Source organism: Rahnella sp. AA (assembly GCF_002834385.1).
Classification (GTDB): Bacteria; Pseudomonadota; Gammaproteobacteria; order Enterobacterales; family Enterobacteriaceae; genus Rahnella.
Genome location: NZ_PITQ01000011.1, coordinates 174,594 through 188,340, shown reverse-complemented (window position 1 = coordinate 188,340; position 13,747 = coordinate 174,594). Strand labels below are relative to the sequence as shown.

Annotated in this window: 11 protein-coding genes and 1 rRNA gene; 3 read left to right on the top strand and 9 right to left on the bottom strand. The window is 52.1% G+C overall.

From position 1 onward, the window contains the following. Positions 1–99 (top strand): 5S ribosomal RNA (rrf, locus tag CWS43_RS22500); the annotation flags it as partial. 229 nt (positions 100–328) lie between these two features. Continuing rightward, the gene (locus CWS43_RS22495) at positions 329–1,627 is read left to right on the top strand and encodes an MFS family transporter (protein ID WP_101079352.1); all 1,299 of its coding nucleotides are present in this window, start codon (positions 329–331) and stop codon (positions 1,625–1,627) included. A 27-nt stretch (positions 1,628–1,654) separates the two neighbouring features. On the opposite strand, the gene CWS43_RS22490 is transcribed toward CWS43_RS22495, so the two are convergent. From CWS43_RS22490 to trxC, 5 genes are all read right to left on the bottom strand, one after another. After that, on the bottom strand, positions 1,655–2,002 hold the full coding sequence (locus tag CWS43_RS22490; protein WP_101079351.1) for a YfiM family lipoprotein: 348 nt from the start codon (positions 2,000–2,002) through the stop codon (positions 1,655–1,657). A gap of 61 nt (positions 2,003–2,063) precedes the next feature. Next, on the bottom strand, positions 2,064–3,416 hold the full coding sequence (gene pssA / locus CWS43_RS22485; protein WP_232777164.1) for a CDP-diacylglycerol--serine O-phosphatidyltransferase: 1,353 nt from the start codon (positions 3,414–3,416) through the stop codon (positions 2,064–2,066). A gap of 87 nt (positions 3,417–3,503) precedes the next feature. Continuing rightward, a complete protein-coding gene (locus tag CWS43_RS22480) occupies positions 3,504–6,224 on the bottom strand; it encodes a bifunctional acetate--CoA ligase family protein/GNAT family N-acetyltransferase (protein ID WP_101079349.1) in 2,721 nt (906 codons plus the stop codon). Positions 6,225–6,255: 31 nt separating this feature from the next. Then, positions 6,256–6,960 (bottom strand): tRNA-uridine aminocarboxypropyltransferase, encoded by a 705-nt coding sequence (locus CWS43_RS22475; RefSeq protein WP_101079348.1) that lies wholly within the window; start codon positions 6,958–6,960, stop codon positions 6,256–6,258. A gap of 129 nt (positions 6,961–7,089) precedes the next feature. Further along, positions 7,090–7,509, bottom strand: a complete 420-nt coding sequence (gene trxC / locus CWS43_RS22470) for a thioredoxin TrxC (protein ID WP_101079347.1) — start codon at positions 7,507–7,509, stop codon at positions 7,090–7,092. A 244-nt stretch (positions 7,510–7,753) separates the two neighbouring features. Here trxC and CWS43_RS22465 point away from each other — a divergent pair, with 244 nt between their 5' ends. Next, a complete protein-coding gene (locus CWS43_RS22465; protein ID WP_101079346.1) occupies positions 7,754–8,857 on the top strand; it encodes a tRNA/rRNA methyltransferase in 1,104 nt (367 codons plus the stop codon). A gap of 75 nt (positions 8,858–8,932) precedes the next feature. On the opposite strand, the gene emrB is transcribed toward CWS43_RS22465, so the two are convergent. From emrB to mprA, 4 genes are read right to left on the bottom strand one after another with little or no spacing between them, the layout of a single operon-like run. Further along, positions 8,933–10,468: a multidrug efflux MFS transporter permease subunit EmrB gene (gene emrB / locus CWS43_RS22460; RefSeq protein WP_101079345.1), complete on the bottom strand. Its 1,536-nt coding sequence runs from the start codon at positions 10,466–10,468 to the stop codon at positions 8,933–8,935. 17 nt (positions 10,469–10,485) lie between these two features. After that, a complete protein-coding gene (gene emrA / locus CWS43_RS22455; protein WP_101079344.1) occupies positions 10,486–11,661 on the bottom strand; it encodes a multidrug efflux MFS transporter periplasmic adaptor subunit EmrA in 1,176 nt (391 codons plus the stop codon). A 25-nt stretch (positions 11,662–11,686) separates the two neighbouring features. Next, the gene (locus tag CWS43_RS22450) at positions 11,687–13,141 is read right to left on the bottom strand and encodes an efflux transporter outer membrane subunit (RefSeq protein ID WP_101079343.1); all 1,455 of its coding nucleotides are present in this window, start codon (positions 13,139–13,141) and stop codon (positions 11,687–11,689) included. Positions 13,142–13,164: 23 nt separating this feature from the next. Further along, a complete protein-coding gene (gene mprA / locus CWS43_RS22445; protein WP_101079342.1) occupies positions 13,165–13,686 on the bottom strand; it encodes a transcriptional repressor MprA in 522 nt (173 codons plus the stop codon). Positions 13,687–13,747: the final 61 nt, after the last annotated feature.

The window sequence follows — 13,747 nt, the reverse complement described above, 5'->3', positions numbered from 1 at the left end:
GGTGGTCCCACCTGACCCCATGCCGAACTCAGAAGTGAAACGCCGTAGCGCCGATGGTAGTGTGGGGTCTCCCCATGCGAGAGTAGGGAACTGCCAGGCATCAAATAAGTGGAAAGCCCTGTACTGACGTACAGGGCTTTTTGCTATGGGAAGTTTTGCTCTAAATCATACTTTCAAGTACGCCCTGCGTCACAAAAAGAGTCGCAAGCGCAGGTAATTTCCACAATTCCCTCTCTTCTTTGTCCATTCCTTGCTTAACTCAATATTTCGTACTGATAAGAACCGTCGTAATTACGCTTTTGGGCAGGAACTGTTGGGAGAAAATAATATGATGAAAACTTTGGGTTCGCAGACTGAACACCACGATCAGCAAGATAATAAAAAGCGTATTTTCGCTATCGTCGGCGCGTCTTCGGGAAATTTAGTCGAATGGTTCGATTTTTACGTTTATTCTTTTTGCTCACTTTATTTTGCTTCTTCATTTTTCCCCAGCGGAAATAGCACAACTCAACTGTTGCAGACGGCAGGTGTCTTTGCTGCCGGATTCTTTATGCGACCCATTGGTGGATGGTTATTTGGTTATATTGCTGATAAACATGGGCGAAAGAATTCAATGATGATTTCCGTCTGCATGATGTGTTGCGGTTCATTGGTTATTGCCTGTTTGCCAACGTACGCGACCATCGGTAGTTGGGCACCTATATTGTTACTCATCGCACGTTTATTTCAGGGGCTTTCCGTTGGCGGGGAATATGGCACTAGCGCAACGTATATGAGTGAAATTGCGATTAAAGGCCGCCGGGGGTTTTATGCTTCCTTCCAGTATGTCACCTTAATTGGAGGGCAATTACTGGCACTATTAGTTTTAGTGGTATTACAACAGATTTTCTCAAATGACGAACTCAAATCCTGGGCATGGAGGATCCCGTTCGCATTAGGTGCAGTTTTGGCCGTGGTGGCGTTATTTCTGCGTCGCTCATTGAGTGAAACATCCGACAGGCAGACGCGTGAACATAAAGATGCTGGCACACTTTCGGGTTTATGGAAGCATAAAAAAGCATTTTTAATGGTTTTAGGATTCACCGCGGCGGGTTCTCTGACTTTCTATACTTTCACAACGTATATGCAGAAGTACCTGGTCAATACGGCAGGAATGGAGACTAAAATGGCCAGCGCGTTGATGACTGCCGCACTTTTTGTTTTTATGTGTTTACAACCTATTATTGGTGGCTTGTCGGATAAAATAGGTCGACGTAATTCCATGCTTATATTTAGCGGGTTAGCAACATTTTTCACTATCCCCATTTTATATATACTGCAAACGGTCACCAGCCCTTATATCGCCTTCGGATTAATTGTACTAGCCTTGCTCATTGTGAGTTTTTACACCTCAATCAGCGGCTTATTAAAAGCAGAAATGTTCCCTCCAGAGGTCAGGGCATTAGGGGTAGGGTTATCATACGCGGTTGCAAATGCTGTGTTTGGCGGCTCGGCAGAATATGTTGCCCTGACATTTAAATCATGGGATATGGAAGAAATCTTCTTCTGGTATGTCTGCGTAATGTGCTTAATTGCATTTGTTGTTTCAATGAAATTGCACCGAAAAGGGAAAGAAATACAGCTATAAATAGCGCTGACGGGGCAGGGACGCCCTCTAATAATGAGTCAGATGATAAGCACTGTAACCGACAGCAGCCCCTGCGATATCCCAGCTAAAATCTTTCCAACTCCAGCCACTGCCACCTTCACGGCTGTCATAGAGTTCTTTTGCTGCTCCAAGCCCTACTGAAAATAATAAACCGAACGAGCGGCTGTGTGCTTCGTTCCAGCCCTGGTTATTTGCGTAAGCCGTGCCTGCCGCCGCGAATACCGCAGAGCTGGCAAAGTGCTCGGCTTTGTCTTTACCGGTCCATTGGTCGTTCGCAAAATGGGTGCAGCCACTGCAAAAAAGCATAAGGCTGATGGCGAAGAGTCTGACTGAAAAGAGGGATCGTGGAGTCATGAAGTGAAATTCCAGATATAAAAAAGCCCGATCAGGATGATCAGGCTTTCAGTATAGCCGATTACAATATCCGGCTGATTAATCTGTCGATACGTATCCGGCGCAGACGGCGAATAAGCTTGCGTACTTTCACCGGATAATTCGGAATACTTTCCAGTTCCATATAGTGAGAAACAATTTGCGTATGCCGGCGGATCTCTTCCAGCTCTTTTTGACGCTCAACAGCCATTTCTTTATGTGGATCGTGGATCAGAATGGCATTCTCCAGATCCAAACGCCAGGCGCGTGGATTAAGATTATTACCGGTGACCAACTGCCAGCGGTCATCTACCCAGATACCTTTCAGATGGTAACTATTATCCCCATCTTTCCACAGGCGTACAATTAACTGCCCGCTGTCGACAAAGCGTTGCAAGCGGCTCAGGAAGCGACGCAGGTTTATTTCGTAGAGATACGGCAGTGCTCCGATAATTTTAAACGGCTGATCCTGCGGAATATAGAAATCATTAGCCGTTTTATCGCCCACAATAATTTCAACCTGCTTACCACGGCGCAGTAAATGAATGATATTGCGTGCCAGCATCGCCGGCATATTGAAATAAGGAGTACACAGCGTCAGTTTATGATCGGTACTGGCCATCAAATGGTGAATCGTACGATTCAATTCATTTTGCTTGCCCAGACCCACAATTGGCGTAACTGCCAGTTCATCATTACCGGCGCTGTCTTTGAAATGATAGCCACTGGTGCGCAGGTTCTGGCGAAACTGCCGCGTTTCGTTTTTGATCTCAATGCTTTTTGGGCGATCTTCACGGTCGAGGCGTTGCACAGCAGCGGCAGTCAGGATCGACTTTTTCATAAAGTCGATCATCGTGTTGGCCAATGGCATGTTTGTCAGCAACTGATAGCGATCATAGCGATACTTTTCATGGCGATGCAGATAAACGTCATTGAGGCTTGCGCCACTATAAATGACCTGGTCGTCAATGATGAAACCTTTGAGATGTAAAACGCCCAGAGCTTCACGTGTGTTAACAGGCACGCCATATACAGGCACGGAAAGTTCGGGATGTTCCTTTGCCATACGACAATACCAGTCAGCATTGGTATTTGCTGCCGCAGCGCCGATACGACCACGCTGGGCACGGTGCCAGTCAACCAGCACACAAATCTCCAGCTCCGGGCGTTGCTGCTTGGCGGCATACAGTGCCGACAGAACATCCCGACCACCGTCATCGTTCTCTAAATAGAGGGCGACCAGATAAATCCGTTGGGTGGCGTTGGCAATGGCTTCGAGCAGCGTCGTACGGAAATCTGCAGGGCAGTAGAGCGTTTTTACAGCATCAACCGTTTGGGGGAGTTTTGGCAACTGAGCAAGGTGTTGTTGATGTTTATTGCGTTTGAATTTTGACAACATCACAGTGCGCTTCTTCTCTCTTCATGTAATGGCTTTAGCGGCATAAACAGACAATGGTAACCGCACAATCGGTCGATAATACCATTAGTCCTGTCCGATGTGCGCATCTTTTGCCTGTTCATCGCTCAGGCTCACGGTTTTCTGCTGGGAAATCCGGTGCTTTTCCAGGGCAAGAGACAGATTGACGATACCGTCCTGGATCTGGATATCGACGTCGAATCCCAGCTTTTTAGCCAGCGCAACCATGCCGCGATTGTTGGGCATCGTGATACCCGTCAGACGCTGCAGGCCGTGCTCTGCGGCGTAATCAATCATCTTATTGAGCAGACGCCGACCCAGGCCGAGGCCTTTCAGATCAGAGCGCACCAGTACGGAGAATTCGGCATCAATATTATCAGGATCAGAAACGGTTCGCGTGACCCCAATAATTTCGCTTTCTTCATTTTCTGTACGTACGGCGACAAAAGCCATCTCACGGTCATAATCAATCTGTGTCATATTTGCTAAATCCTCATGAGTAAACTCATTGATCTCACTGAAATAGCGGTAATACAGATCTTCTTTGGTGACCTTCAGGATAAAGGCTTTCAGCAGCGGTTCGTCTTCCGGAAGAATCGGGCGGAACAGCGCAGGCTGACCATTCTTCAGTATGACGTGCTCTTCCAGTTCCCGCGGATAAGGTCGGATCGCCAGGCGTGAAGGCGAATCCTTGCCTCGCCTGGAAAGCGCCATAGATACATCCAGCAGGCTCAGCTCACAGCCAGAGACCAGTAGCGGATGAATATCCAGCCGTTCAATTTCGGGGCAGTTGATAATCAGGTTTGATACATTCACAAGTAGCTGACTTAGCGCCGGGATATCAATGGGATGGTGTGAGTTCCGGCCCCGTATCTTACCGCTTTTCAGCGCCTGAACTATCTGATAGCGCGCCAGTGCCATGTTCAGTGGTGGCAAGGAAATAGCCGCCTGCTTTTCAGGTCGCCAGTCAGTGCCGCCTTCCGCCAGCATAATCAACGGGCCGAATACCGGATCCTGCTCTACGACCACCCGTAATTCCTGAGAGCCCGGGCGGTTGGCCATCGTCTGTACCAGCAGGCCGAGAATTCTCGCATGCGGAAATGCCTGCTTAGCCCGGTCAAAAATGGCATTAGCCGCCTGCCCGACTTCACTTGGCGTACGCAGATACAGCATGACCCCCTGGACTTCGGAATTATGTGGAATGTCCGGCGAACGTAGTTTCAATGCAACGGGGTAACCAATCTGGCTGGCAATATTCACGGCTTCAGCGCTGTCGCTGGCAATCCATGTCGGCAGCACGTTCATGCCGTACGCCTGCAAAATCGCGCTAACCTCATGCGTATCGAGCTGCGTCGTGCCTTCGGTCAACGCCTGGGCGATCAGCTGATGTGCCTGATCGGTATTCTGTTCAAGATCCACCGGTAATGAAGGTGTTTCTTTCAGCTGTTTCTGATTACGGCGATATTCCACCATATGCATGAATGCCGTTACGGTCCCTTCCGGTGTGCGGTAGGTCGGGATCCCGGCTTCGGTGAACAGCTTGCGGGCTTCCTGCGAGGAAAACTCGCCGCACCAGTTTGTCAGCAGTGTGATGTATTTCCCGCGAGGATGCTTACGAACGGCTTCTATCAGTTGGTTTGCGGTCACGGTGCCGTGCGCTGCAGCACTTGGGGCGTGTATCACCAACAGGGCATCGTAATCCGTACTGTCAAGCAACGCCGTCATCACCGACTGATACAGCTGCGGCGTGGCGTCGTCATGTAAATCCAGCGGATTAGAGGCGGTAATGGTCTTCGGCAGAACGTCAGTGAGCGATTTGCAGGTTTCATCCCCCAGTTTTGCGAGTTTCCCGTTACGCAACAGTAGCTGGTCCAAAGCCATTGCAGCCGGTGCAGCGCCATTGCTGATGATAAGTAAGCGCTCACCACGCAAAGGGCGCATATGACTCAGCGTTTCTACTGCGGAAAACAGCTCATGCGTATCTTGCACACGCAGCAAGCCCGCGCGCTGGATAGCGGCATCATAAGCCGCGTCAAGGCTAAGCGGGCTGTTCAGTAATTGCTGCGCCTGCCCGCTGCGGCCACTTTTAATGACCAGAATCGGTTTATTGCGCGAGGCGCTGCGTGAGGCGGAAAGAAAACGGCGGGCATCGCTGATATGTTCAAGATACAGCAGGATTGCGCTGGTCTTACTGTCGCGGGCGAGGAAATCGAGCAGGTCATCGACATCAATATCCAGGCTGTCACCCAACGAGACGAAATAGGAAAAGCCCACAGCACGTTGTTGCGCCCAGTCGAGAATGGTATTGGCGACGGCGGCTGATTGTGAAATAAACGCCAGTTTGCCCGGCAGGATCGGTACCGGCGAAAAGCTGGCGTTCAGTTTTTGCCAGGGGGCGAGAATGCCCAGGCTATTCGGGCCGAGCAGCCGCATCGAAAAACGTTGGGCGCAGGCTTTGAGTTCGGTGAATTGCTGAGGCTGAGACGAAAGCACAATAACGGTTTTACAGCCACGCTCACCGAGTTGTTCGAGCAGTTTGAGATTGCGGTCAGCATGTGTACAAAGAATAGCCAGGTCGGGTGGCATCGGAAGGCTGGCAATATCCTGCCAGGTCAGAACCCCACATACCGCCCGATATGCGGGGGTTACGGGCAGCACCGGGCCATTGAATCCGCTGTCGAGCAGATTACGCATCATCAGGTATCCGGCGCGGCCAGCCTTATTGCTGGCACCGATTACCGCGATAGATTCAGGTCGTAATAAGGCTTCTAGTCCACGCTGGCTCATCAGAACTCCAATCAATCATTCTTAGCTGATTCTAGAGGTTTTCTTCATTCTTTGCTGTGAGCTGATGCACCGGATGATGGGGTTTTCCTGCCAGATATTGCGTACGGAAATGCGTAAAGTGGCGTGATAAACCCGCAGACGCTTCAAGATCACCGGCTTTTTCAAGCAATGCGGCGGCCACTTCTACCGTGCAATGCAGTTCCGGACGCGAGGCTTCACGCAGGATATAGCCGGAGCTGGCGCTCACATCCAGAGAGAACACCGGCAGATTATCCAGATACGGGCTTTTGCGGAACATCTTGCGGGCTTCGTTCCAGGTTCCGTCCAGCATGATAAATAGAGGCGGCTTGCTGCCCGCCGGAACGTCGGTAAAAACCTGGCGTGGAGGCGTGGCAAAAGACGCCGGGAAAACCACATAAGGCTGGCGCGACGGGTCAGCAATGGCCTCCAGTAACGCGGGATCAGTTTGTGTACGCGACCAGAGAAATGCCTGCGTATCCGGCAGCACGTCCGCGATCAGACGGCCAGTATTGCTTGGTTTCATCGGTTCAGTGTCAAACATCACCAGGCAGAAACGGCTGCCGGCCTGATGTATTTCACGCATAGCGCAGATGCAGTGGCGTTTAGGCAGCAAGCAGCCCTGGCAGCGAATTGCCCGTGAACCGCGGGCAAGGAAAGGACGGGTCGATCGGGCTAAACGCTGCTCACGCAGGCGAAGGACGGCGTTGTCTGACATAAGCATTCCGGTTAACGAAAAACGGCTATTCTAATCACCCGCAGGTGGCTGGCAAGCGGCATCTGTGGATAACAGAAAAAGGCCCGTACGGTGACGGGCCTTCAGCAGGGCTTTATGGCAGCTTATGCGTTACAATGATTCATTGAGCCAGTTGTTGAATGGGGCTTTAGGCATTGCACCACTCAACATATCGACCATTTTGCCTTCATTAAACACCATAATGGTCGGAATACTGCGGATACGGAACCGCGCGCTCAGTTCTGGTTCCGCTTCGGTATTAACCTTAATAAAACGGATTTTACCGGCGCGTTCCTGCGCAACGTCTTCAAAAATTGGCGCGAAGTTAACGCAAGGGCCGCACCACGGGGCCCAAAAGTCGACGACAACCGGCAGATCGTCTTGCAGATATTTGTCCAAAGTGGCCGCCGTGGCGTGAACGACATCACCTTCAAAAAGTGCATGACCGCAGCGGCCGCATTTCGCGCCGTCGTCGATACGATCCTCAGGCAGGCGGTTGGTGGCCTGGCATGATGAACAAACCGTATTCATAAAATAGCCTCTACATTGCTTAACGTGAGAATGGTATCAACCAGAACCCCGGTTTTATCCCTAAAAGCGGTAAACAAAACGGCTGATATGTTACTTATATGTTGTAAGTATGGGGGCGACAGGTCACGTAAACAACGTGGTTTATTCAATGAATACGATAGTTTTTAGCTTTTGGTCCAAAGCCTGTGGCTTAGCTCACAGACATCAGGTAATCTTCGCGCCCTGCGCGTAGGTGGAGAGAGAAATGAACGATTCATTCAGTGGCAAAAACGGCAAAGTCAAAGTGATGTACGTCCGTAGTGACGACGACGGCGATAACCGCAATAACGATAAACGTCCTTCCAACAATAAAGGACGTCCGGGCGACAAATCACGCCAGGGTTCCCGTCCCGATGATGCCCGCCGCAATGAGCGCCGCAGCAGCGATCCCCGTGGTGATTCCCGCGGCCCGGCGCCACGTCGTGGTGACGATCGTCCGCGTCGTCCGGCACGCGATGATGACGGCCCTTACTCTTCACCGTGGAAAACCGTTTCACGTGCACCGGCGGATGAATCCGTACCGGATCACGGTGGTATCAGTGGCAAAAGTTTCATCGATCCTGAACAGTTACGTCGTCAGCGTCAGGAAGAAACCCGCGTTTATGGCGAAAATGCCTGTCAGGCGCTGTTTGCCAGCCGCCCTGACGCCATTGTACGCGCGTGGTTTGTGCAATCAGTGACTCCGCGTTTTCGTGAAGCGCTGCGCTGGATGGCGGCAAACCGCAAAGCGTATCATGTGGTTGAAGACGAAGAGCTGGTGAAAGCTTCCGGCACGGAACACCACGGTGGTGTGTGTTTCCTGATTAAAAAACGTCAGGGTCTGGATGCAGAAACCTATCTGCAAACTGCGCCAGCGAAAGACTGCGTGCTGGCGCTGGAAAACGTCGGTAACCCGCACAACCTCGGCGGTATCATGCGATCTTGTGCGCATTTTGGTATCAACGGGATGCTGGTTCAGGATCCGGCGCAGCTGGAGTCCGGTGCCGCTGTACGTACCGCTGAAGGTGGTGCAGAACACGTTAAAGCGATCAATGCGGATAACTTCCTGGATGTGCTGGCGACGTTCCGCAAAGCCGGTTACACCATCGTCACGACATCCAGCCATAAAGGCACGGCACTCGGTAAAGCGGAGCTGCCAGCCAAAATGGTTCTGGTGCTGGGCGAAGAGAGTGACGGTTTGTCCGACAGCGCATGGCAGCAGGGCGACCTGAGCGTGTCCATCGGCGGTACCGGCAAAGTTGAAAGCCTCAACGTTTCTGTTGCAACCGGGATTTTACTGGCCGAATGGTGGCGTCAGAATCAGGCATAACTGGCTGATTCTGAAATAAAAAAACGGACGCATCAGGCGTCCGTTTTGCTTTCTGAGATTCACTGATTGCCTGAATCAGTGAGCACCGCCAGCACCGCCGCCACTGCTGAATGGAGGACGGGCGAACCAGATTAAGATCAGCAACACCAGGAATGCGCCACCGGATAACCAGAAGATTTCATTGGCAGAGATAATTAACCCCTGATTAGTGATTTCCCGTGCTATCCAGCCGGAAGCCTGCTGATGGCTCATCCCGATGCCTTCCAGCTGATGGTAAGTCTGCGTTGCTGCCGGATTAAACGGCGTAACATTTTCCGTCAGCTGTGCATGGTGCAGCGATTCCCGGTCTGACCACATCGTGGTTGTGATCGACGTACCAATCGAACCTGCCAGCGTACGAATAAAGTTCGATAAACTGGACGCCGCTGCCATACGCTCCGGCGGCAGACCTGACAGAATAATGGTGGTCAGCGGCATAAAGAAGCAGCCTACCGCGAAGCCCTGAATAAACTGCGGCCACGCTGCGGCACCAAAATCCATCCCCGGTTCGAATGTATAGGCGCGCCAGAAGAAACAATAGGCGTACATAATAAAGCTGAACGTCACCAGTTTTCGCATATCCAGACGATGCGCGAAACGCCCGATAATCGGCGACATCAGTACCGGCAAAATACCGACTGGCGCTGACGCCAGACCTGCCCAGGTGGCGGTATAACCATAAACCTCCTGCAAGAGCTGCGGCAGCAATACAATCGCGCCGAAGTAGAGCATATAGGCCAGGCTGATACACAACACGCCGATAGTGAAGTTTCGTGATTTAAACAGCGACAGGTCGACTATCGGGTGGTCGTCGGTTAGCTCCCAAACCACAAGGAAGCAGAGTGCCACCACCGCCACGACCGCCAGTACGATAATTTCCGTCGAGTTAAACCAGTCCAGCTCTTTGCCCCGGTCGAGCATAACCTGCAATGCACCAATGCCCAGCACCAGTAACACCAGCCCGACGCTGTCGATTGGACGGATCTGCGTGGCGGTTTCACGACCTTTCAGTGTTCTCAGCGTCAACACAACAACCACGATAGCGATCGGCACGTTGATGAAGAAGATCCATCCCCAGTGGAAGTTATCACTGATATAACCGCCGAGGATCGGCCCGCAAATCGGGGCAACGATCACCGTCATCGACCAGAGCGCGAGCGCGGTACTTCGCTTGGCCGGTGGATAGTTATTCAGTAGCAAACTTTGTGATAACGGGATCAGCGGACCTGCCACCACGCCTTGCAGCACACGGAAGAAGATCAGCATTTCCAGGCTATTGGACATCCCGCAAAGCCAGGAGGCGAGAGCAAACAGCACTGTTGACCACAGGAACAGTTTGACCTCACCGATGCGCTTTGCCAGCCAGCCGGTGATGGGGATCGAGATGGCGTTTGCCACCCCGAACGAGGTAATCACCCAGGTGCCCTGTGAGTTCGAGGCACCCAGATTCCCGGCAATGGTCGGGATCGCCACATTGGCGATCGTCGAGTCCAGTACCTGCATAAAGGTGGCCATAGACAAAGCCACCGTCATCCAGGCCAGCGGTGCGCCTGCCAGCGGTTTATTTGCCACAGAGGCCTCCGGAGGTTTTAGCCTGCATTTGCATGAATAACGTCAGCAATGATGGCGTTGGCCGGAGCCAGATCCAGCGTCAGCGCTGAGGTCTGGTACAACGGTTCGGTACGGACTTTATCTGCCAGTACGAGACCATCCCGGTTCTGAGTATCGACTGTTACCAGCGTGGATAAACCGATACGCAGCGGGTGTTCAGCGACTTCCTGTTCGTTAAGCTCAATACGTACCGGCAGGCGCTGAACCACTTTGATCCAGTTGCCCGTCGCGTTCTGAGCCGGCAGCAGTGAGAACGCACCGCCAGTCCCCATGTCCATACCGACCACTTTGCCGTGATATTTCACGTTGTCGCCGTACATATCGCTGACCACGGTGGCCATCTGGCCAATACGCATATTTTCCAGCTGGGTTTCTTTGAAGTTGGCATCCACCCAGATGTGATTTGCGGGCACAACGGCCATCAGGGATGTAGACGTGTTGATCTGCTGACCGACCTGTACGGCGCGGCGCGAAACAAAACCGTCAATCGGGCTGCGTACTTTAGTCCGTTGCAGTGCGAGCCATGCATCACGAACCTGCGCAGCAGCCTGCAAAACTTGCGGCTGTTCAGCGACCGGCGTATCCAGCACCATCGCCTGATTGGCGTTGTATTGCTGCACGGCGACATCATATTGCGCTTTCGCGGTATCCACGGCGTCACGGGCGTGTTGCAGTTCTTCACGGCCAATGGCGTCAACGTTGCCCAGCACGATACGGCGTTTCAGGTCAGACTGCGCCTGTTGCAGTTGCGTCGCACGCAGAGCGATATTTGCCTGATACTGTTTGCCGTTAATGATCAACTGATGCGTCTGACGCACGCTGTTCGCCAGCGCCGTTTTAGAACGTTCAAACGCCTGTTCCGCATCGGTCGGATCGATAGTCACCAGCACGTCGCCTTTTTTGACAAAGTCGGTGCTGTCGAAGTTCACATCGGTCACGCTACCCGACACCTGCGCCATAATCTGAACCTGATTACCGGCAACATAAGCATCGTCAGTAGCCTGGAAATGACGTAATACCAGCAGCCAGTAAAACAGATAGGCAATGGCGATAATAATGAAAATCCCGGTTAACAAGAGCATCGCGACTTTGCGCGTTTTCTTCTTATTTTTCGGAGCTTGCGGCGTTGCCTGAGTTTCGGCATTTGCGCTCATGGTCTTCTCCACACTGAGTCTTTTATTATGATTTTTGGTCTGCAGCCGGGGCCTGATAGCCACCCCCAAGCGCACGAATGAGACTAATTTTTGCCTGCATTAACTGACTGCTGGCATTAAGTTGCGCTTGCTGCTGTTGCAGGAGCGCTGACTGACTGGTTAACAGCTGGTCCCGTCCGATGATGCCAGCGTTGTATCTTGCATCCGAAACGCGATACACCTCTTCCAGCGATTTAGCGGCAGAAGAAGCCTGCTGCAATTGTTCAACGCTGCTTTTCGAAAGCGTAATGGCATCCGCAGTTTGCTGGATGGCGCTCAGGATGGTCTGGTTATAGGACTCAACGGACTGGTCATATAACGCGGACTCTTCTCCCAACTTGGAACGCAGTGCGCCCGCGTGGAAAATCGGCAGCGAAATCGCCGGTGTGATATTCCAGGCTTTACTGGCGGCTTCCAGAAGATTCGGGCTGGTGCCGCCGTAGTTGGTGGTCGTCAGACCGCCAAAAGCACTGATGGAAAGGCTGGGGTAGAACTCTTTTTTGGCCGCACTGACGCGCTGGGAATAAGATTCCATCAGATCCCGCTGCGCAGTAATGTCCGGGCGTTTACCGAGCAAATCGAGCGTCAGCTCGCCTTTCGGTGCCAGCGCTTCAGACGGCGGCAATGCCACGGCGTGCAGCCCGTTCATCGCATCAGGCCCCTTACCAGCCAGCGCGGAAAGCTGATGTCTCAGCTGTTCGGTCTGGGCTTTCAGGTTGATGATTTGCTGTTTAGCACTGTCGGCCTGAGCCTGTGTCTGTTGCGGGATTTCAATACCATACACACCCGCCTGATATTGCGCTTTGCGCAGATCCGCCAGATGCTGATTGTTATCCACTTCACGTTGCAGAACATCTTGTAATGCCAGATTGGCCTGCAACTGATAATAGGCTGACGCGACCGAACTGGTCAGCGTCAGAGCGGCTTCAGCCTGTTCGGCACGGGCAGAATCCACCTGTGCTTTCGCGGCATTCACCTGATTGCGGTATTTACCCCACCAGTCAAACTCATAGCTCAGATTCAGCCCGAGGCTGTTGCTGCTGTCGTAGATCGGCGCTTCGGGGTAGCTGGTCAGGAACGGGGGGATTGTGTTTTTTGCTACACGCTCACGCCGTGTTGAACCATTCAGATCCAGATATGGGCCGTTGGCCGCGTCAGCTTCTCCCATCACGCTTTGTGCTTCACGTACGCGCGCGCCAGCCTGGCGCAATGACGGCGAGTTTTGCAACGTCGTGGTCATCAGATTATCGAGCTGCGGGTCATTGAGACTACGCCACCACTGTGGGCCGATGGTCAGAGAACTGACTTTTGCTGGCTGCAGATGAAGCTGTTGCGTATTCAGCAGCGACGACTGAGGAGCAATATTGTTACTGGAGGCGCAGCCAGCCAAAATCAAAACGGCAAACAGCGGCGTAAGCCTCCAGCGAGCTTGGAGTGACATGTGTGGTTTACCTGAACAGAAATTTAGAATTGTTGTAGTGCTGTCGCATCCATCTGATCAAGGCGAGTTAACAGTTTGCGCGTCAGGGTCTCTAACTGCTTCTGTTCATCTGCGTCTAAAGTTGACCAAAGAAAATGCAGGCTCTTATGTTGAGGCGGCAGTAACTTCTGGATAAAGGCTTCACCGTCTGCCGTCAGATGCAAATGCAGGCACCGGCGGTCGTTATCGCTTTCACGGCGTTCAATCCATCCGCGCTTTTCCAACTCATCCGCAATGCGGGTAGCGTTGGTGCGTGAAGAACCCAGCGCAGAGCTTAGCTCTGAAGGCTGAATGCTGTGGCTTTCCTGCGCATCGAGTGTCAGGAGCGCCATAAACAGCGTTTCATTAATCCCTTGCGCTTTCAGCATTTTATTGCGGTTTTCAAGCAATTTACTTTGCATGTGCATACACAAACGGGTGAGCAAAATTTCCTGATAAGGGAAGTCTTTTTGCTTTTTGGCCCGGAAATTTAACATGTTTTCAATTGGCGTGAACGAACTGTCCATATGAGAAGCCTCATTAGTTACAGATGACATAGTAACGATGGTAATTAATAATATCAATGTC

Bases quoted from the DNA above. Each gene is read 5' to 3' on its own strand.
- CWS43_RS22495 (WP_101079352.1), top strand. From the start codon at position 329: ATGATGAAAACTTTGGGTTCGCAGACTGAACACCACGATCAGCAAGAT.
- CWS43_RS22490 (WP_101079351.1), bottom strand. From the start codon at position 2,002: ATGACTCCACGATCCCTCTTTTCAGTCAGACTCTTCGCCATCAGCCTT.
- CWS43_RS22480 (WP_101079349.1), bottom strand. From the start codon at position 6,224: ATGAGCCAGCGTGGACTAGAAGCCTTATTACGACCTGAATCTATCGCG.
- CWS43_RS22475 (WP_101079348.1), bottom strand. From the start codon at position 6,960: ATGTCAGACAACGCCGTCCTTCGCCTGCGTGAGCAGCGTTTAGCCCGA.
- trxC (WP_101079347.1), bottom strand. From the start codon at position 7,509: ATGAATACGGTTTGTTCATCATGCCAGGCCACCAACCGCCTGCCTGAG.
- CWS43_RS22465 (WP_101079346.1), top strand. From the start codon at position 7,754: ATGAACGATTCATTCAGTGGCAAAAACGGCAAAGTCAAAGTGATGTAC.
- emrA (WP_101079344.1), bottom strand. From the start codon at position 11,661: ATGAGCGCAAATGCCGAAACTCAGGCAACGCCGCAAGCTCCGAAAAAT.
- CWS43_RS22450 (WP_101079343.1), bottom strand. From the start codon at position 13,141: ATGTCACTCCAAGCTCGCTGGAGGCTTACGCCGCTGTTTGCCGTTTTG.
- mprA (WP_101079342.1), bottom strand. From the start codon at position 13,686: ATGGACAGTTCGTTCACGCCAATTGAAAACATGTTAAATTTCCGGGCC.